The 18,952-nt window shown below is 56.9% G+C and carries 14 protein-coding genes; 4 read left to right on the forward strand and 10 right to left on the reverse strand.

Translation table 11 applies throughout. The features are described 5' to 3' along the window. Positions 1-213: 213 nt before the first annotated feature. The gene (locus ACR0CG_RS10295) at positions 214-1,101 is read left to right on the forward strand and encodes a LysR substrate-binding domain-containing protein (RefSeq protein WP_480524597.1); all 888 of its coding nucleotides are present in this window, start codon (positions 214-216) and stop codon (positions 1,099-1,101) included. Between the two features lie 22 nt (positions 1,102-1,123). On the opposite strand, the gene ACR0CG_RS10300 is transcribed toward ACR0CG_RS10295, so the two are convergent. Beyond that, positions 1,124-3,568: a GcvT family protein gene (locus ACR0CG_RS10300; RefSeq protein WP_480524598.1), complete on the reverse strand. Its 2,445-nt coding sequence runs from the start codon at positions 3,566-3,568 to the stop codon at positions 1,124-1,126. A gap of 512 nt (positions 3,569-4,080) precedes the next feature. Here ACR0CG_RS10300 and ACR0CG_RS10305 point away from each other — a divergent pair. Both ACR0CG_RS10305 and ACR0CG_RS10310 read left to right on the forward strand, forming a co-directional pair. Next, positions 4,081-5,802, forward strand: coding sequence for a type I secretion system permease/ATPase (locus ACR0CG_RS10305; protein ID WP_170614065.1), 1,722 nt, complete (start codon positions 4,081-4,083; stop codon positions 5,800-5,802). Then, complete coding sequence (locus ACR0CG_RS10310) at positions 5,802-7,118, forward strand: HlyD family type I secretion periplasmic adaptor subunit (protein ID WP_480524600.1); 1,317 nt, start codon at positions 5,802-5,804, stop codon at positions 7,116-7,118. Before ACR0CG_RS10305 ends, ACR0CG_RS10310 begins: the two co-directional genes overlap by 1 nt. A 24-nt stretch (positions 7,119-7,142) precedes the next feature. Here the strand turns inward: ACR0CG_RS10310 and ACR0CG_RS10315 are convergent, their stop codons facing one another. The 7 genes from ACR0CG_RS10315 to ACR0CG_RS10345 form a co-directional block, all read right to left on the reverse strand. Continuing rightward, entirely contained in the window at positions 7,143-7,286 is a 144-nt protein-coding gene (locus ACR0CG_RS10315; RefSeq protein WP_480524602.1) for a hypothetical protein, read from the reverse strand. A gap of 39 nt (positions 7,287-7,325) precedes the next feature. Continuing rightward, positions 7,326-7,772: a dockerin type I domain-containing protein gene (locus tag ACR0CG_RS10320; protein ID WP_480524603.1), complete on the reverse strand. Its 447-nt coding sequence runs from the start codon at positions 7,770-7,772 to the stop codon at positions 7,326-7,328. A gap of 108 nt (positions 7,773-7,880) precedes the next feature. Then, positions 7,881-8,030 (reverse strand): hypothetical protein, encoded by a 150-nt coding sequence (locus ACR0CG_RS10325; RefSeq protein WP_480524605.1) that lies wholly within the window; start codon positions 8,028-8,030, stop codon positions 7,881-7,883. Between the two features lie 1,159 nt (positions 8,031-9,189). Then, on the reverse strand, positions 9,190-10,956 hold the full coding sequence (locus ACR0CG_RS10330) for an ABC transporter ATP-binding protein (protein WP_480524607.1): 1,767 nt from the start codon (positions 10,954-10,956) through the stop codon (positions 9,190-9,192). Between the two features lie 241 nt (positions 10,957-11,197). Further along, positions 11,198-11,899, reverse strand: a complete 702-nt coding sequence (locus tag ACR0CG_RS10335) for a response regulator transcription factor (RefSeq protein WP_480524609.1) — start codon at positions 11,897-11,899, stop codon at positions 11,198-11,200. Then, entirely contained in the window at positions 11,899-13,764 is a 1,866-nt protein-coding gene (locus tag ACR0CG_RS10340; protein ID WP_480524731.1) for a PAS-domain containing protein, read from the reverse strand. The genes ACR0CG_RS10335 and ACR0CG_RS10340 overlap by 1 nt, the downstream gene beginning before the upstream one ends. Before the next feature lie 144 nt (positions 13,765-13,908). Next, positions 13,909-15,447, reverse strand: a complete 1,539-nt coding sequence (locus ACR0CG_RS10345) for an alkaline phosphatase family protein (protein ID WP_480524611.1) — start codon at positions 15,445-15,447, stop codon at positions 13,909-13,911. A gap of 165 nt (positions 15,448-15,612) precedes the next feature. Between ACR0CG_RS10345 and zapE the strand changes: the two genes are divergently transcribed. Then, the gene (gene zapE, locus ACR0CG_RS10350; RefSeq protein WP_170614075.1) at positions 15,613-16,671 is read left to right on the forward strand and encodes a cell division protein ZapE; all 1,059 of its coding nucleotides are present in this window, start codon (positions 15,613-15,615) and stop codon (positions 16,669-16,671) included. 55 nt (positions 16,672-16,726) lie between these two features. Here zapE and ACR0CG_RS10355 read toward each other — a convergent pair whose 3' ends face one another. Both ACR0CG_RS10355 and accD read right to left on the reverse strand, forming a co-directional pair. Continuing rightward, complete coding sequence (locus tag ACR0CG_RS10355; protein ID WP_480524613.1) at positions 16,727-18,001, reverse strand: bifunctional folylpolyglutamate synthase/dihydrofolate synthase; 1,275 nt, start codon at positions 17,999-18,001, stop codon at positions 16,727-16,729. Beyond that, positions 17,998-18,930, reverse strand: coding sequence for an acetyl-CoA carboxylase, carboxyltransferase subunit beta (gene accD, locus ACR0CG_RS10360; RefSeq protein WP_170614077.1), 933 nt, complete (start codon positions 18,928-18,930; stop codon positions 17,998-18,000). Before accD ends, ACR0CG_RS10355 begins: the two co-directional genes overlap by 4 nt. Positions 18,931-18,952 lie beyond the last annotated feature (22 nt).

Genomic DNA, 18,952 nt, shown 5'->3' on the forward strand with positions numbered 1-18,952 from the left:
TCCTGCGGGCGTTTTCTTTTGGCTTCCCGAAAATTCTAGCAGGGTTTACGATTGGCAGGACGAAAACTATCGGGGGCATTGGCCCTTGATTTTTTGCGACACTTTCCAATCTTTGCGGGACCAAAAAGAACCGTTCAGGCGTCGCTGACGGACAAGAAGGTGCACAGTATGCGCTTCACTTTGGTTCTGCGTCCCATCTGAGATACCGTTGCCATGATGAATTTGCCCCACCTGACCTTCCTGCGCTCGTTCGAGGCGGCAGCGCGCCATCTGAGCTTTACCAGCGCGGCGCAGGAACTGAACTGTACGCAGTCGGCGGTCAGCAACCACGTGCGCTCGCTTGAAGAATTTTTGCATCGTCCGCTTTTTGTTCGCCATGCCCGGTCATTGACCCTGACAGATGTGGGTGAGGCCTATCTGCCATCCGTGCGCCATGCCCTGAACGAAATCGACGTGGCCACGCAATCCGTCATTCTGAACACGCACAAGCGGCGGGTCGTGGTGTCATGCCCTGTCAGCCTGGCGGAAAACTGGTTGCCGGATGTAATCCGGGGCTTCAATGCTGTGCATCCGGATATCGATCTGACGGTCCATGGCACCGTCTGGACCGATGTCGGCGCAAATGTTTCCGACATTTCTCTGACGATCAATCATGCTGAAGACGTGGCGGAAGGTGCCAGATGTCTTTGGGTTGAAAAGCTGGCCGTGGTCTGTGCCCCGGATTTTTTAGTCGATGGAAAGCCCCTGACCTCTCCCACCCAATTGCAGGATGCGTCACTGATCCACATACTGGGTCGTCCCGCCTATTGGGAGCGTATTGCGCAGCATTTCGGATTATCGGATCTGAACCAAAAGGACGGCTTGCGCACCAATATTTCGAACCTGGCGATGGAGATGGCGGTCAAGTCTCTGGGGTGCATAGCACTGCCCCGTTCGCTGGCGCGGCCCTATGTAAACAGGGGATTATTGGTTGAACCCTTTAGCTTTGAGCTGGAAAGCCCATGGGCTTATTTCATGCAGCTCAAAGAAAAATCGGCCTCGCCTCCGGTCAGGCTATTTCAGGACTGGCTTTTGAAGGCTGCCGCTGAAATGAATACCTGACCGGAACAAGCTGCACTGTTTGTTATGCGCCGACTTCTTCCACAACCGGGGCCGTGTCGCGTAGGCGGTGCCCTGCAGGGTCAAAGGGCGGCTCAGCCAGGATTTTGGCCTTGTGCGGTTTCCCAAGAATGAAGACATCGACCGTATCGCCGGGCTTGGCGACAGCGGGGTTGGCATAGCCGATGGCAAGGGATTTGCCGACTGAATAGCCGTAAGCGCCCGAGGTCACGCGACCGACTGGCGTGCCGTCCGGGGTAAAGATCGGCTCGCCGCCTGTCGCATCGGCATCGGTTACGTCGACCTCGAAGATCGACAGAACTTCGCGGGCGGCGTTATCCTTGATGGCCAGATAGGCGTCCTTGTGCAGGAAATCCTTGTCCAGCTTGATCAGGCCCGCCAGCCCGACCTCCTGCGGCCAATATTCCTGTGAATACTCGCGACCCCACGAGCCATAGCCCTTCTCGATCCGCAACGACCCAAGCGCACGGCCACCCACCGGGCCGCCATTGCAATCCTTCGCCGCCTCAAGCAGCGCAGAGTAGAGCCTGATCTGGTCCTCTTCGGCGCAGTGCAACTCCCACCCCAGGTCACCGGTAAAGCTGACACGGATCGCGAGGCAGGACACGCCTGCCACCTCGATCGAGGCCGATCGCATGAAAGGGAAGGACTCGTTCGACAAGTTCGCATTGGTCAACCGCTGCAGAAGGTCACGCGATTTGGGCCCTGCGACGTTGAAACCCGCGATCCGGTCCGTCGCCACCTCGAACGTGGTGCTCTCGGGCAGGTCGATCATGTTGAAGAAGCGCTGATGATAGCGTTCAGCCATGCCCGAGCCGATCATCATGTATTCGTCGTCAGCCACCTTGGTGATGGTAAAGTCTCCGGCCACACCGCCACGCACCGAGATCAGTGGTGTCAGGCAGGACCGGCCAACCTGGGTCGGCACCCGGTTGGCGACCAGCTTGTCCAGCCACGCATGGGCGCCTGGTCCCTTGATCACGTAGTTTGCAAAGTTCGAGATATCGATCACGCCAACGCTCTCGCGCAGCATCTTCACCTCGCGGCCCACCGGTTCCCACCAGTTCTGTCGTGTGAAACCGTTTGTTTCGACCGCCCCGGGCTGATCTGCAAACCAAAGCGGGTGTTCCCAGCCGCAGTTCAGGCCAAAGACACAACCCATATCCTTTTGCATCTCATAAGCCGGGCGCACGCGGGCCGGTCGCCCGGCACTGCGTTCCTCGTTCGGGAAATGAATGGCGAAACGGTGGGTATATTGGTCCTCGACCCGCGCCTTGGTGAATTTCTTGTCCGCCCAGTCGCCGAACCGGGCCAGATCCCAGGCAAACATGTCGTATTGCGGCTCGCCCTCGATCATCCACTGCGCCGCAAGCAAGCCCAGACCGCCCGATTGCGAGAAGCCGGGGATAATGCCGGTGCAGCAGAAATAGTTCCGCAGCTCCGGGACCGGCCCCCAGATCGCGTTGCTGTCCGGGGACCAGATCATCGGTCCATTGATCACCCGCTTGACCCCGGCCGTGGCGGCCACCGGCACACGCTCGGTGGCGCGGATCACATTCTCCATGATCCGGTCCAGGTCATCGGGGAACAGGTCATGGGCAAAGTCCAGCGGCGTACCGTTTTCTGCCCAGAACTTCATGTCTTTTTCATAAGCTCCGATCAGCAGGCCGTTGCCTTCCTGGCGGAAGTAGTATTCGCCATCCCGGTCGGCGATCGAGGGCAGACGCCAGCCCAGGCTCGCGACCTCGCTAATCGCCTCGGTCACGAAATACTGGTGTTCGGTCGGCTGCAATGGCAGCTCGATCCCCGCCAACGCCGCGACTTCGCGTCCCCAGAGGCCCCCGGCGTTGACCACCCATTGAGTATGGATGTCGCCTTTTTCGGTGCGCACGATCCACGAACCGTCGGGCTGTTGTTCCGTCCCGATGACCGGGCAAAATCGCTCGATCGATGCGCCCATTGCGCGGGCCCCCGCGGCATAGGCGTGGGTCACACCCGAAGGGTCAACATTGCCGCCGTCGGGTTCGTACATGATGCAACGGATGTCATCGAACTGCGCCAGTGGGTGCAACTCCTTGGCCTGCTCGCGGCTGATTTCGTGAAAGTTCAGCCCGTAGAACCGCGCTTTGGCCTCCTGCAGACGCAACTGGTGTTCACGGTTCTCGGTCTGCGCCAGATACAGCGAGCCCGGTTGGAACACGCCGCAACCCTGTCCAGTTTCCTTTTCCAGCTCTTTATACAGGTTCATTGTATAATGCTGGATGCGGGTGACGTTGTTGTTATCGTGCAGCCCGTGAATATTTGCCGCCGCATGCCAGGTCGATCCGCTGGTCAGTTCGTCCCGTTCCAGCAGGACAACGTCCCTCCAGCCCAGCTTGGCCAGGTGATACAGGATTGAGCAACCAACAAGGCCGCCTCCGATCACTACAGCCTGCGCGTGCGTCTTCATCGGTATTCCTTCTCGAAATCAAAGACGTCAGATATTCTGAGTCATCATGGTTGCGGTCATCCGACCATTTCTCGTTCGTCGGATAACGGCACGATTCGTGACAAAACTAAACGATCACCTGTTGCTCGACCTGCAAAATATTGTGGGGCAAAGCCCCGGAGATTTTCCATGCATTCTGATTGAGAATGAACATGCAGGACCAAAGCTATTGGATCATCACAAATTCGATGGGTTGATGTGTCAAAAAAGAAAAAGCCCGACAGATTCAGCAATTGGTATCAATAGGTTCGACATTTCCTGCGTACGCCGTCATAGTGGCTTTCAAGAGGCAGTCGCTTTGACTCGCCAGTCATCCAGGGGGTTGCAATGGCTTTGGTCAGAGGTTTTTTGCCGATCATCGACACGGCGCATTTTATGCCCCGCGACAACGTTCTAAGATGCCGGACGCTGCAGACGGGATCGTCTGCGTACCGCAATCAGCAAAGGCTTGAACTGTGAACCCGGATTTCAGAATGTCTGCGTCCCCCAGACACGAATTGCGCAATACCCGCAATCAGGGAACGACGTTCCTGGCACTCGCGTTTCTGTTCAGTGTTTTTGTCAATCTGCTGATGCTGACCGGGCCATTGTTCATGTTGCAGGTCTATGACCGGGTTTTGGGATCGCGCGCGGTCGAGACGCTGACGGCGCTGTTCCTGCTGGTCGCACTGCTCTATGTCCTGATGGCCATGCTGGATTATGCACGCGGCAGGATTGTCGCCCGGTTCGGGGCCCGGTTCCAATCCGCTTTGGACGAACGGGTGTTCGACGCCACGTTACGGCGATCGCTTGATCCGAAAACAAGATCCGCACCTGCAACGGCATTGCGGGACCTCGAAATTATCCAGAAACTATGCGCGTCCCCCATTCTTCTGGCGGTGATGGACATCCCCTGGACGCCGGTGTTTCTGGCCGCGATCTTCCTGTTTCACCCCTTGCTTGGATGGCTGGCCGTTGGTGGCGGTTCGCTGCTGATATTCATTGCTCTGCTCAACCAGGTTCTGACCCGGAACAAAGTAGCGGAAGCCCAACGGGCATCGGCGCAGGCAAACTCGTTTTCCGAACATGCCAGGCAAGCCGCGGAAGTGGTCCGATCGCAAGGAATGCAGAGGGCTGTGACCCAGCGGTGGTTGCGGCAACGGTCGAGTGCATTGTCACAGACCATTTCCGCCAGCGACTGGACTGGAAGCTTTACTTCACTGACCAAATCGCTGCGGCTGTTTTTACAATCCGCGATGCTGGCGCTTGGGGCCTGGCTGGTGCTTCGCAATGAATTGTCGCCCGGTGCGATGATTGCAGGCTCGATCCTTTTGGGCCGGGCATTGGCGCCCGTGGAACAGGCGGTGGGCCAATGGGGGATGATCCAGCAGGCGCGGACGGCCTGGGTTTCGTTGAACCGTTTTCTGGACACCACCCCGCCCGAGATGCCGCGCACCAAGTTGCCGGTGCCAAAAGCGAAATTGGAGGCCAAGCGCCTGACCGTCATTCCGCCAGGTGCCGATACACCGACACTGCGCAATGTCACGCTGCGCCTGGAACCGGGCAAGGCGTTGGGAGTTATCGGCAAAAGCGGGTCGGGTAAAACGACACTCGCCAAGGCCCTGCTGGGGCTATGGCAACCGGCTGGCGGCGAAATAAGGTTGGGCGGTGCTACGCTGGATCAGTATGATCCGGACGATCTGGGGCAGCATATCGGCTATCTGCCGCAACAGGTTACCCTGTTCAACGGAACGGTGGCCGAGAACATCGCCCGGATGTCCGAAAACCCCGATCCCGAGGCAGTCGTTGACGCTGCGAAGAAAGCCAACGCGCATGACCTGATCCTGACACTGGAAAAAGGGTACGACACCTTTCTGGAAGGCAATGACAGCCAGCTTTCAGGTGGGCAGAAACAACGTATTGCCTTGGCACGTGCCCTATATGGGGATCCGGTCCTGTTGATTCTGGACGAACCGAACTCTGCGCTGGATGCAGACGGAACCGAGGCTTTGAATGCCGCCGTTCGTGGCCTGAAAGCCGAGGGCAAGGGGGCGATCATCATGACACATCGTCCGCAGGCGATCTCGGAATGCGATGATCTGGCCGTGGTCGAACGCGGTCAGGTGGTGAAGTTCGGCAGTCGGGACGAGATTTTGAGCGCGGCTGTGCAAAACGCCGAAGCCATCAAACGAAAATTCAATCAGGTAGGCAGCTGATGGCGGCGAATCTTGAACAACATCCACGTCCGGCGTGGCGTATTACGGTTCCGGCGCTTGTCGGTTTCTCTGCTTTGACCATCCTGGTCGGCGGACTGGGGCTCTGGTCGGTGCAGACAGAACTGGCGGGCGCTATCGTCTCGCAAGGGGTGATCGAAGTCCAAAGCAACCGTCAGGTCGTCGAACACCCCGACGGTGGTGTGGTCGGCGAGATCTTTGTGCGGGATGGCGATGTCGTCGCCGAGGGTGATTTGCTCCTGCGGCTGGATGATACGTTTTTGTCCTCGGAAAAAAGCATTGTCGAATCTCAGCTTTTTGAACTTCTGGCGCGGAAATCGCGGCTGGAGGCTGAACGCGACGGAAGCAACGCAGACGGTTTGGCATCCAGTCTAAGCGCCCTTCAGCAACAGGAAAAAATCGATTCAGATTTGATTGATGGCCAACAAAGGCTTTTTGAGGCGCGGATCGATACGATGGCCCAGCAGAAAGAGCAACTGGGCAAACAAATCACCCAGATCGAAAGTGAGATCGAAGGCACGCAGGCTCAGTTGGTGTCGCTGCGCACTCAGGTCGATCTGATCCAGAACGAGTTGGAGGATCAGGAAAACCTGCTCAAGCGTGGTTTGACGCAGGCCAGCCGGGTGTCGGCCCTTCAACGTGAAAATGCCAGCCTGACCGGTGAAATTGGTCGTCTTGAAGCATCGGTGGCCCGCCTGAAAGGTCAGATCGCCGCAACAGAGATTCAGATCGTCGAGCTCACCGCCACCCGGCGGGAGGAGGCGATCACCGCGTTACGTGAAGTACAGGCTCAGGTGTCTGAACTGTCGGAACGCAGGCTGGCCTTGACCGAGCGTTTGTCGCGTTTGGATATCCGTTCGCCGGTCTCGGGGTCAGTCTATGACAGTCAGGTTTTTGCGCTGCAATCGGTGATTCAGCCCGGTGAGCCAATGATGTATGTCGTGCCGCAGAACACACCGCTGCTGGTTGCCGCGCGTGTGGATGCGCTGCATGTTGATCAATTGTATGTCGGGCAAGAGGTCGCCCTGCGCTTCCCGGCGTTCAATCAGCGTGAGACACCTGAGATCGATGGTCATGTGATAAACGTATCTGCCGACACCTTCATGGACGAGAGTACTGGATTTACATTCTACCGGACTGAGGTAGCCCCAGACGACGGCGAAGTTGAACGACTGAACGGGCAAGCTCTGCTTCCCGGTATGCCGGTTGAGGCGATGATCAAAACGGATGAACGAACGCCGCTGTCTTATCTGATCAAGCCGATGGCCGATTATTTCAATCGGGCATTTCGCGAGTAACCAGGCGCATCATCGCGCCGGGTTTCAGGCCGCCTCCAGATTGCCGAGCAGGATCGAGGTCATGTCGACCGAAAACTGTCCATCCACGGCGACAGCGTTTGTGCCCGTTACATAGTTTACGTTGGTCGGGGTAATCCCGGAAAGATCCGCAGCGGAGTCCAGAAACACCCATTCCGCAGGATGTGTGGTCGGTAGACCAACAGCGACCTACAATACCGCCAGCGCATCCAGAGCGTTTACCGTTCCGTCCTGTGTGATGTCAGCCGCGATCAGGTTTTCAGGCGTGGCGGGCCCCCAGGTCGGATCAAGCCCCACGGATATACGCAGAACCTGCAGTGCATCCAGTGCGGTTATCTGGTCGCTGGCGGTCGAATAGCTTTTTACAACATCGAATTGACCAGGGAACGTGCCGGAAGGCAGGCCCAGATCAAATTGCCCGTTCTCATCGGCAAAAACACTGATCGTGCCACCTCCGTTTGGAGTGAACCTGATTTCTGCGTCCGCCAGCGCAGGATTGGCCGTCTGTGTGTCGACTGTGATGTCCCCCAGCACGCCACCCGAGCCGTCAGGCACGAGCCCGCCGAAATTGCCGAAATTGACCGGGATATGGTCAGGCCCGCCAAACCCCGCCCCAAAGATGTCGGCGCTGGTCAAGGGGCCACCAGTTGCGGAGTGAACCAAAATGGTTTCATTGACGTAGTCAATCTGCGCGCCTTGAGTTGTCGCGGTGATAGTCAGTTGCGAGGGGGTTCGCATCAGCGGTTAGTCGAACAGGCCCAGCCGGTCCAGATCCGGCTGGAAGTCAGTAATCGTGGTCGTGTCGCTGCCATAGTTCATGACAAAGATATCGGCACCGGAACCGCCGGTCATCGTTGTGGCGCCTGTGCCAGCGATCAGAATGTCGTCCCCCATCCCTCAAAGTCAGTCGTCAGCGACCGCCGGTCGAAAAGCTTGCACAACACATCGATCCGGGCCGATTGGGTGTATTATTTGTTCCTGCTTATTCTCGTGAAATAGTTGCGGTCACGGCCTGCTGAGCGAAGCTATTGCACAGCTTAGACGAAGCAGGCTGGGTGGCCTGGTTCAGACAACCGTAATTTGCTTTTGCCAGCCTACAATTGATCCTCCCCCTCTGAAGTGGTCCGCCATTATTGTTATGAAAACGGAGGAACCACATGGCGAACAAGATCAAGCTTGCGCAGATGAAGGCCTGTCTAGGCGACGTAAGACGAATAATTGCCTTTCATTCTCCGGTTCCCGCAATCAGTGGGGTAGGTCTTCATTTACCTGCCACAACAACTAATACGGAAAGAAAATCCTGTCCAAGTCGGCTGATTCACACGACCGCTACAGCTCTGAACTTTGCATCAAGCGTCAGTAGTTTGATTGTTGCGAGATCCTTGGGTACGGCGTTGTTAAGCATAGCATCTTTCAGCATTCACTTTAGATGATCGCTCGCATTCCCAACGCTCGTAGCTACTTCCCATCCGAAACGATCATGCCGCCAAACTTGGTTTTGTTCCTAGGACGTAGCTTCGCTAGTCCCATATTTGTTTCCCAACGTCAGGGTTGTAACCCTCGCTTTGTATTCTTTGATTCCTCCAATGATCTGATCGCCTGATAATCTTTGTTTCATCGTCCATCCGTTTGTTATATCAGTCAACAGAACCTCATTGGCCTGTTTTCAGGGGGCCTGTTCAAGGTCAAGACGACCGCCGCCTTTTAAATTGCCCGCTGCGGCAGGCTGGACGGCGGGATTTTCCGCGTCGGTGCGGATACGATCAATCGGTCCGACGAAACGAAGAAGAGGTGTTTGTGGTCGAGATCCAAAACCGACAGCACAATGTTGGACGGCAACTGTGCAGAGATAGAAATCATCCCTGGCATGGTTATATTCTCACGGGTCGACAGTCAGTCCTCGACTACCTAGTCCAACCTGTTTTCAAAAAATAAAAGACAAGGCATTGCGAGAATAGCATCTGCCGGCGTTTCCGGCTAACCGCCGCGCCGGGTGAAGCTTGCTTAATCCCGGGCCCGAATTTCAAATCCGGGAAGCTATGCATAAATTGGTTCAGGAGGCAGGCTGCTTGAACTGCTGGTCAAACAAACGCCGGAATGCCCCGTTACGCTGCATCAGGTTGTCGAGATTACCCTGTTCGATCACCTCTCCATCCTGAACAACCATAATCTTGTCGGCCTCCAACACAGTCGATAACCGATGCGCGATCACGATCGTGGTGACATTTTTGGTCAGTTTGTCGAGCGCTTCTTTCACATAAGATTCTGATTCCGCATCCAATGCGCTGGTTGCCTCGTCAAGCAACAGAATTTCTGCCTGGCGCAGGATTGCACGCGCAATTGCCAGGCGTTGCTTCTGCCCACCGGACAGAAACGCGCCATTTTCACCCACCTGCGTGTCATATCCGTTTGGCAATTCAGTAATAAAGTCATGGGCATGTGCCGCGCGGGCGGCTTCCATGACTTCTTCAACCGTTGCGTCGGGACGCGCGTATCGAAGATTGTCCATTACGCTGGCGGAAAACAGGAAGGTGTCTTGCCCGACGTAAGAGATTTTACGCCGCAAAGAAGCGAAGCTCACGTCCATGACATCTTGTCCGTCGATTTCGATGCGCCCCTGATCCGGATCATAGAAACGCATGATCAGGCCAAAGATGGTGGACTTGCCACCGCCAGACTGCCCCACCAGCGCAGTGGTTTTTCCCGCTTCAAAAGTCAGGTCCATATTCTTGAGAATGGGCAAGGAACCTTGATAGCCAAAAGTCACATCATTTAGCCGAACCTCGCCGGGACCTGGGCGCAGCTGAACGGGTTCGATGCTTTCACGCATCGGGTCTTCCTGGTCCAGCAACTGGAACATCATGCCGATTGGCACCAATGTCGTCTCGATGACCACGCGCATCTTGGAAAGTCGTTTGGCCGGTTCATAAGCCATCAGCAAAGCGGTGATGAAGGACATCAGTTGCCCCGGTGTGGTCGGTTCGCTGCCTGCAATTCCAATCGTGCTGATGATCAGAATGGCCGCAATCGCTATACCTGCCAAAAATTCCATCAATGGGCTGGCGATTGATTGCAGCCGTGAAATGGAGTTGGCACGGCTTTCGACGGCTTTGATCGCTTGATTCATGCGGTCGGCCATGTGATTTTCTAGTGCAAAAACCTTAATAATTTTGATGCCCCCCGAAGTTTCCTGAAGAACTTTTATGATCTCCGCCAGAGATTTCATTTCGGACAGCATGATAACGCGCACGCTCTTTAGCAAAATTCTGACACTTAGCAGGGCGATTGGTCCCACCACGAAAAACAGCACCGACAAAATAGGTTGCTGATAAACCATCACAAATACCAGACCGACAAGGGTCAGCGCGTCGCGAACGAAACTCGTGACAACGACATCAACAAGGCGCCTTGCAGCCAGAGCACCCTGTGTCACGATCATCAAAAGATCAGAGGATTCAGTGTCGGCAAAGAAACCGACACCTCGTTTCAGCAGTTTCGCATATAGCTGTTCCTGCTGTACGGCGATGATCCGATTCCCGGCACGCGCCAGAAACACAGACTGCATGTAAGACGCCGCTGCTTTTGTAAAAAACAACCCCATAATTGCCAATGCGACGAGATAGACCTTTGAACGGGCTTCTGGCGTCGTCATGGCGTTGACTATGTTTTCCATCATCCAGGCGGTGCCCGCGGTTGTCCCCGCGACAACGACCATGGCGGCCATGGCGATGCCATAAAGCCAACCCTGGCTGCGCAAGCTGCTGCCAACCAGTCGGCCTATGTGGCCGGATCGCCATTGATCCCAGAAATTTCTGACCATTCTACTCTCCAGGCCCTCAATTGCGTTCGACACCTGCTGCCGACGCGATCTTCAATGTGTCGGAAACGATCTTGTTGCTTGTCTTTTCAGGAAAGACGGGTTGGTGTTAGTTAAGCGGGACGGTTGCAAGAATCCATAGCTGGCTCAAAGATAAAATTGGACATCCCCCAACTGTATGAAAAAGCGATGAAATTCGAAAATCTCAAGCAGATGCAGTTGGGAAGATCGTGGGCTGAGCAAATCATTGCCAATCAACTTCTCCCAAAAAAATGTACCCGGCACCGTAAATTGTTTTGATAAGGCGCGGATTTTTGGGATCTTCGCCCAGTTTTGTGCGCAGACGTGAAATTCGCACATCCATCGCCCTGTCGAAACTCTCACCTGCGGCGCCGCCTAAGGTTTCCTGCATCTGCGCCCGACTGATCAACCGTTTCGGGCTTTCCAGAAACAGGCGCAGAACCTCACCTTCGGCATGGCTGAACGGAGTTTCCGAACCGGTTCCGTCCACAAGAACATAGCGATCGAAATATGCGGTCCAGCCATTGAAATATGCCACTTCCGACTGCGGAGACTGGGTTCTTGGTGCGCGCAATCTTGCGCGGATTCGGGCGACAACCTCGGCCGGGTCGAAAGGTTTGGTGATATAGTCATCGGCCCCAAGCTCCAACCCGGTGACGCGATCCTGCACCTGCACCCTGCCCGAAATGATAATTACGGCTGCCCCCTGTTCCAGCGCCAGTCGGTGTACCAACGCCAGCCCGTCTGTATCCGGAAGCGACAGATCAACAAGGCAGACGTCCGGTGTCACCCGTTTCAGCGAGGCTTCGAATTCGCGGGCGCGTGAAAAGCTTTGTGTGCGGAATCCGGCCTCTTCCAACGCATCCGTCAATATGCGCCGTATTTCGGGCTCGTCATCAAGGATGGTCACCAATGGTTGGTTCATCAGGCGGCCTCGGTTCGGATCAGTGCAGACAATTGTGCCCGGGAGAACGGTTTACGCAACACCGGCGCCAAAGCAAGCGCTTGTCGATGCAGAGGGTCGGAATAGGGCAAGGATGTCATCAGAATACAGGGAAGGCCAAGCTTCAGCCGCTCAAGCAGATCAATCCCGGTGGCTGGTCCATCAAGCCGGATATCGGACAGAACCAGCGCGATGTCGTCAATATCCAAGATCAAACCGAGCGCTTCATCAACTGACGTGGCCTCGATCACAGAATAGCCGAGGTCAACAAGCAGGTCGCGGAACTGGCAACGTAATTCGTCGTTATCCTCGACAAGTAGAACAAGACCGCCGCGGCCTGATGGTGCGGGCCTGTAGGGCAATCGCATGACAACGGATGCACCTGATTGCGTGTTGCGCAAATTCAGGTCTCCGCCAGCCAGTTTGACGGTATCGTAAACCATCGGGAGGCCTAACCCCGACCCGTCGCTGCCTTTGGTCGTGAAAAACGGGTTAAGAGCCTTTTCCAAAGCTTCGGGTGAAAATCCGGGCCCGGTGTCGGATACGGTGATTTCGGCCCATATTCTTCCGATCGCATGGGCGCTGATGGTGATCTGACCGGAATTGCCGCATGCGTCACGCGCGTTCAGGACAAGATTGAGCATTGCATCCTGGACCATACCAGGGTCGAGCATCAGCGCCTCGTCCGGCAATGTATTGACCACCGACAGCCCCACCCCCCGCGGCAATGATGGCGACGCAAGAATGCGAAGGTCTTCCAGCAGCCCTCGCATGTCGGTCGCCTTGGGTTGAGGTGTCCGGTTTCCCGTCATATCCGCGATCCGGTTCAGCAATTGTCCGCCACGGCGCGCTGTTTGTTGAGTGGCCGAAACAAGTTCCTGCGCCTCTTCGGGCAGGTCCATCTTGTTCAGCCGCGCCTGCATCCCCAGAATGATCGTCAGCAGGTTTGAAAAATCATGTGCCATGCCGCTGGTCATCTGCGCCGCCATTGCGCGGCGGCTGGCCTGTTGCAAGGCGACCCTGGCTTGCGTTTCTTCGGTCACGTCGACCGACATTATGTAGACGCCCCCTGCCCCGTCCGGGGTGAAAGAAACCCGTATCCGGCGCGAATCCTGATCCTCGGTAAACTCAAAAACCGAAGTTTCGCCGCCATAGGCGCGTTCCAGATAGGGTTCGACCCGTTCAAACGCTGAAGGACCCAGCGCCTCGGAGATGTGCAGGCCTGCAATCTCAGACGGTCGGCCCGGCATGACGGAACTCAGGCGGCGGTTTGAGTAGTCGTAGATACCGTCTCGTCTGAGATGAGCGATATGGGCCGGCATCATCTCCGTCGTCAAACGGGTGCGGGCCTCAATCTCGGTCAGTTGGCGCTTTGCCTCTTCCAGAGCTGAGTTGGTTGCGGCCAGCTTTCGGTTCGCGGCTGACAATTCCTCGGCATGGCTCAGCAACTGTCCGGACAGTTCCTCGGACCGTGCGCGCAACAGGTTCTCAGCCCGTTTTGTGCTGGTGATATCTGTATACACCGCGACCCAACCACCCTGTGGCAACGGTGCCCCCTCGATCGAGATAACCTGTCCGTTTGGTCGCGCCCGTTCCATGTAATGCGGTTCGAAATTCAGCGCCTGCTCGACGCGGGCCTTTACCATTTCGTCCACATTTCCGTCGCCGCCATATTCCCCTCGGCTGGCGAGAAACTGAATGGTGTCGTGAAACAAGGCGCCGGGGCGGACCAGGGTGTCGGGCAGATCGAACATTTCCTGAAAGCGGCGATTGCTGACGACAAGCCGCAATTGGCTGTCGTAAATCGAAAGGGCCTGACCGATCAGATTCAGACCGGCCATGGTCATTGCTTTCATATGCTGTTCGGTGGTGTCCAAGACAGTTCTCCCCACGGAACAGGCGTAACATCAGAACCCCCGCAGGTGTAGGGGGCAGAGATGCGACAAAAACAGGCCGGACCTGCCTTGGGCTCATGATCACGCTGCACTGCCCTAGTCTGGATAGCGCTCTTTCGACTTGGCACCCTCTGGCGTCAGAGAATAAAGGGAAAGCGTGTGGTCCGCATTGCGCATGCGGTGCCGTAGCATCTGACGCCCAAGCCGGCCCAGATCCGAAGCGAATTCGGGATTGTTCGCGACATTCTCAAGCTCACCCTTGCCGGCATGGTCAAAAAGGATCGGAGGCAGATCAGCGGCGAACTCAACCAGCGTGAACCGGTCGTCCCGAAGAATGCTCAGGTTCGAGTCGCTGTTGCCGGTTCCCAATTGCTGCTGCCACAGAGTTGGCTTTTCAGGTTCCGAAAAATCAAGCTCACTGAACGAATACCTGCGCCAGTCTTCGGGAACATCACCCTTCAGCAGCGGCACAAGCGAGCGTCCGTCCATCGAGTTCGGAACTGATTTGCCCACCCAGTCGAGAATGGTTGGGGTAACGTCCACGGATTCCGTTGGCACGTCGACGACCGAACCCGCGCGGGCTGAATTCCCCGGCATCCTGATAATCAGGGGCGTATGATAGGCGGCATCAAACACCGTCATTTTGCCCCAGGTATGCCGATCGCCCAGCATCTCGCCATGGTCGGCGGTGATCACCAACAAGGTGTTGTCATATTGCCCGCTTTCCTTCAGGTACTGGATTACACGCCCGACGTGATGATCGACCTCAGTCGCAAGACCCAGATAGACGGAACGCAGGGTTTGAACGTTTTCCTGTGTCGGTTCAATTTGCCCCATGCCCTTTACAAAGCCGGTGGCCGTTTGGGATTGCATCGAAGGGGCAAAAAACGGGTGCAGCGCCGCTTCGGCCTGCTGGTCCGGGAATCCGGCGGGCAGAGGCAACTCGGCAGGATCGTACATGTCATTATACGGCGCAGGTGCGACAAGCGGCGGGTGCGGCCGGATATAGGTCAGATGGGCGAACCAGTTCTGTTTGTGGTACGCGGCGATACCATTCAGAAAAGCGTCCGTCAGAAAGGCCGTGTCACTGTCTTCGGCCCGGTACAGCGCCGGATCATTCAGTTTCGGGGTACTCCCAGTTGGTGATACGGGCTTGTAGACATCCCAGTAATCGTCGAACGAATAGCCCTTTTGCATCAGATGAGATTGCCAGGGAAAAGATTCCTCGAGCCGCATTTCGACCACCTCGTGAAACCCCTGCATCGGGTACTCATAAGACTTGAGCGAAGGGTCTTTGGGATCAAACACGCGCGGATCGGCGGACGTGTCGGTGTAGCCGAACAACATGGGCAGATATCCGGCCTTGCGCATCTCGGTCGCGACATTGGGAATGTCGTGGCGCAGCGGCGTTCCGTTGCGGACAGAGCGGTGGTTCATCGCGTACTGACCGGTCAGTATCGAAGCCCGGGACGGGCCGCACGGGTTGGTCACCGAGAAGTGACGCGTAAAGGTGACCGCATCGCTCATGAACGTGCGCAAATTGGGCAGATCCACATGCTTCGCCAATGCGCCTGCCAGACAATCTGCACGCAGTTGGTCGATGATTATGAATAAGACGTTTCCTGCCTGTGACATGTCCGCAATCCTGTTTAGCCACGCTTCTGTCTGGCGCGGACTTTGTCTTGGTTCCGGCGCTCGTGCAACACGTTGACAGATTTTTTCAGAGCGAAGCCCGTCAAAAACGAAGCCGAGAGAAAAAGGCCGCTTTTCAAGGGGCAGAGCGGACGCTATGGCTCAGACATGACGGATTTGATTTCACTTTACGAGGCCCGCATTGCCGATGGCAGCCTGATCAGGGATGACGCGCAGGAGGCCGTTCTGCCACAGTTCGAGCGTATTCGCGCCACCCTAGCCGAACCTGTCAAACGCGGTTTCTTCCGAAAAGCCCCCCCTGCCCCCAAAGGCCTTTACCTGTGGGGTGGCGTCGGGCGCGGCAAGTCCATGCTGATGGACATGTTTGTGGATGCGCTGGAGGATATTCCTGCACGGCGCGTGCACTTCCATGCTTTTATGCAGGAAATTCACGCGGGTATGCACAAGGCCCGAAAGGAAGGGGTCGAGGACGCGCTGGCACCCGTTGCCGAGGCAGTTGTCAAATCAGTCCGATTGCTGGCCTTTGACGAAATGCAGATCACGGACATAACGGACGCGATGATCGTGGGCCGCCTGTTCGACCTTTTGCATGCAGGCGGGGTGGTCGTGATCACCACGTCGAATAGGCACCCGGATGAGCTGTACAAAAACGGGCTGAACCGACAGTTGTTTCTGCCATTCATCGCGCATATCAAGGAACAGCTTGAAGTCTGGGAGCTGATCTCGCCCACCGATTATCGTCAGAACCGTCTGGCGGGTGAGCCGGTGTATTTTACGCCGATCGGGCCAGAGGCCCGGCAGAATATCCGGGCGGTTTGGAATGACCTGTCGGGAGGCGCGGCGGAGCCACTGGTGTTGAAGGTGAACGGCCGGGCCGTTGAACTTCCGGCCTTTCGCAATGGCGTAGCGAGGGCCAGCTTCTATGATTTGTGCGGACGTATGCTGGGCCCGGCAGACTATCTGGCCATTGCGGAAGCGGTGAAAGTGCTGGTTCTGGAAGACGTGCCGCGCCTGTCCCGCAACAACTTCAACGAAGCCAAACGGTTTGTCACTTTGATTGACGCCCTTTACGAGGCCCGGGTCCGGCTGATCTGCTCGGCGGCGGCCGAGCCCGAGATGTTGTATGTCGAAGGTGAAGGAACGTTTGAATTCGAGCGCACCGCCTCACGCCTGCGGGAAATGCAGGATCAGGACTGGGGGAAATAGGAGGCTCTGCCCCCTCGCTCCAGCGCGCTCCGAGGTTTTCCAAACAGAAAAACAACTAGCCGTTTTCGCGCAGGATGTTGCCCGCCAGATAGAGCGAGCCACAGATCAGGACACGGGCCTGTGGGTCTTTGTCCGTGACTGCTGTCAGGGCTGCCGCGACGCTTTCCGCTGTTGAAGCTGGCAGGCCGACCCTTGCGGCCGCAGCCGCAGTGTCGTCAGCGCTGAGCGTGTTGGCCTCGCCGGGAATGGATACGGCGGTCAGGCTTTCGGCCTGATCGGCAAGCGGCGCCAGATAACCAGTGACGTCCTTGGTGTTCAGCATGCCGCAGATCATGTGGGTCGGGCGCTTGGGCAGTTTCGCCAGAACGTCGGCCAACGCCACACCAGCAGCAGCGTTGTGGCCCCCGTCGAGCCACAGTTCAGCGAGCGGAGCCTGTTCTGTCAGTGGCCCTGTTTTCAGGCGCTGCATGCGTGCTAGCCATTCGGCTTTGGTCACGGCGGCCTCATAGGCGTCATCGCCCATTTGCAGATGGCGCAGAACCGCCAGCGCTGCGCCTGCGTTCTGGATTTGGTGCGCGCCCAGCAGATTGGGAAGCGGCAGATCGCGCAATCCTGTTTCGTCCTGATAGATCAGGCGTCCGTTTTCTTCGTGGACGTGCCAGTGTTGGCCATGAACAAGCAGTGGCGCACCCAGTCGCGCGGCGGTGTATTCAATGACCTCGAGCGCTTCGTCTTCTTGCGGGCCCACGATACAGGTCACTCCGGGCTTGATGATGCCGGCCTTTTCGGCTGCAATTTTGCCCAATGTGTCGCCAAGGAACAGTTCATGGTCGATCGAAACCGGCGTGATGACTGTCACCGCAGGCTGGTCCACGACGTTGGTTGCATCCAACCGGCCACCCAGCCCGACTTCAAGGAGCGTATAGTCAGCTTGCGTGCGGGCAAAGGCCAGCAGGGCCGCACAGGTCGTGATTTCGAAATAGGTGATATTCTCACCGTTGTTTGCGGCGTAACACTCGTCCAGAACCGCCGTAAGGTCAGGCTCCGAGATCAGCTCTCCCGCCAGTCGGATTCGCTCGTGAAAGCGGGTCAGGTGGGGGGATGTGTATGCGTGAGCTGTCAGCCCGGCCCCTTCGATCCCTGCGCGGATCATGGCTTGCGTCGAACCTTTGCCGTTGGTTCCGGCAATATGGATGACCGGCGGCAATCGGTTTTGCGGGTGGTCCAGAGCTGCCAATAGACGCCACACACGATCCAAAGTCAGATCGATGATCTTGGGATGCAGCGCCATCATCCGATCAAGGATGACGTCGGATGTCGGGGTCGTCATTTCTCGCCTGCGCCCTCGGTCGAAGCTTCGACCGGTGCTTCCTCCGGCTCTGGTGCGGGAAGGTCGCCTTTGACGGCTGGCGGCAGGCCCATCAGCATTCGGGTGATGGTGATCAGTTCATCGCGCATTTCGGTGCGTTTTGTAACGCGGTCCAGCATTCCGTGATCCAGAAGGTATTCAGCGCGCTGGAATCCTTCTGGCAGTTTCTCGCGGATGGTCTGTTCGATCACGCGCGGTCCGGCAAAGCAGATCAGCGCATTCGGCTCCGAGATATGCACATCGCCCAGCATTGCATAAGACGCGGTGACGCCGCCGGTGGTCGGGTGGGTCAGCACCACGATATAGGGCAGGTTCGCCTCTTTCAGCATTTCCACCGCGACCGTGGTACGGGGCATCTGCATGAGGCTCAGGATGCCTTCCTGCATTCGCGCGCCACCGGCAGCCGAAAACAGGATCAGCGGGCGTTTGAGTTTCACGGCCTCCTGCGCGGCTGCGATGATGGCGTTGCCGACATACATGCCCATCGATCCGCCCATGAACGAAAAATCCTGCGCGGCGGCCACAACTGGCGTGCGGCCGATTTCACCGCTCACGACCAGCATCGCCTCTTTCTCGCCGGTCTTCTTCTGGGCCGCTTTCATGCGGTCGGGATATTTCTTTTGATCCCGAAAATGCAGCGGATCGTCCTTCGGCGCGGGGACTTCGACCTCGGTGAAAATACCGCCATCAAACAGATGCTTAAACCGCTCTCGCGGCGTGATTGCCATGTGGTGATCACATTGCGTGCAGACATTCTGGTTGTCGGCCAGTTCGCGGTGAAACAGCATGGTTCCGCACTCATCGCACTTGTGCCACAGGTTTTCGGGCACTTCCCTGCGCGAGAAGATCGAGTTGATCCGGGGGCGGACGTAGTTTGTGATCCAGTTCATGTCGGAACCTTGCTGATGCGGT

The organism is Ruegeria sp. AB8 (genome assembly GCF_056542605.1).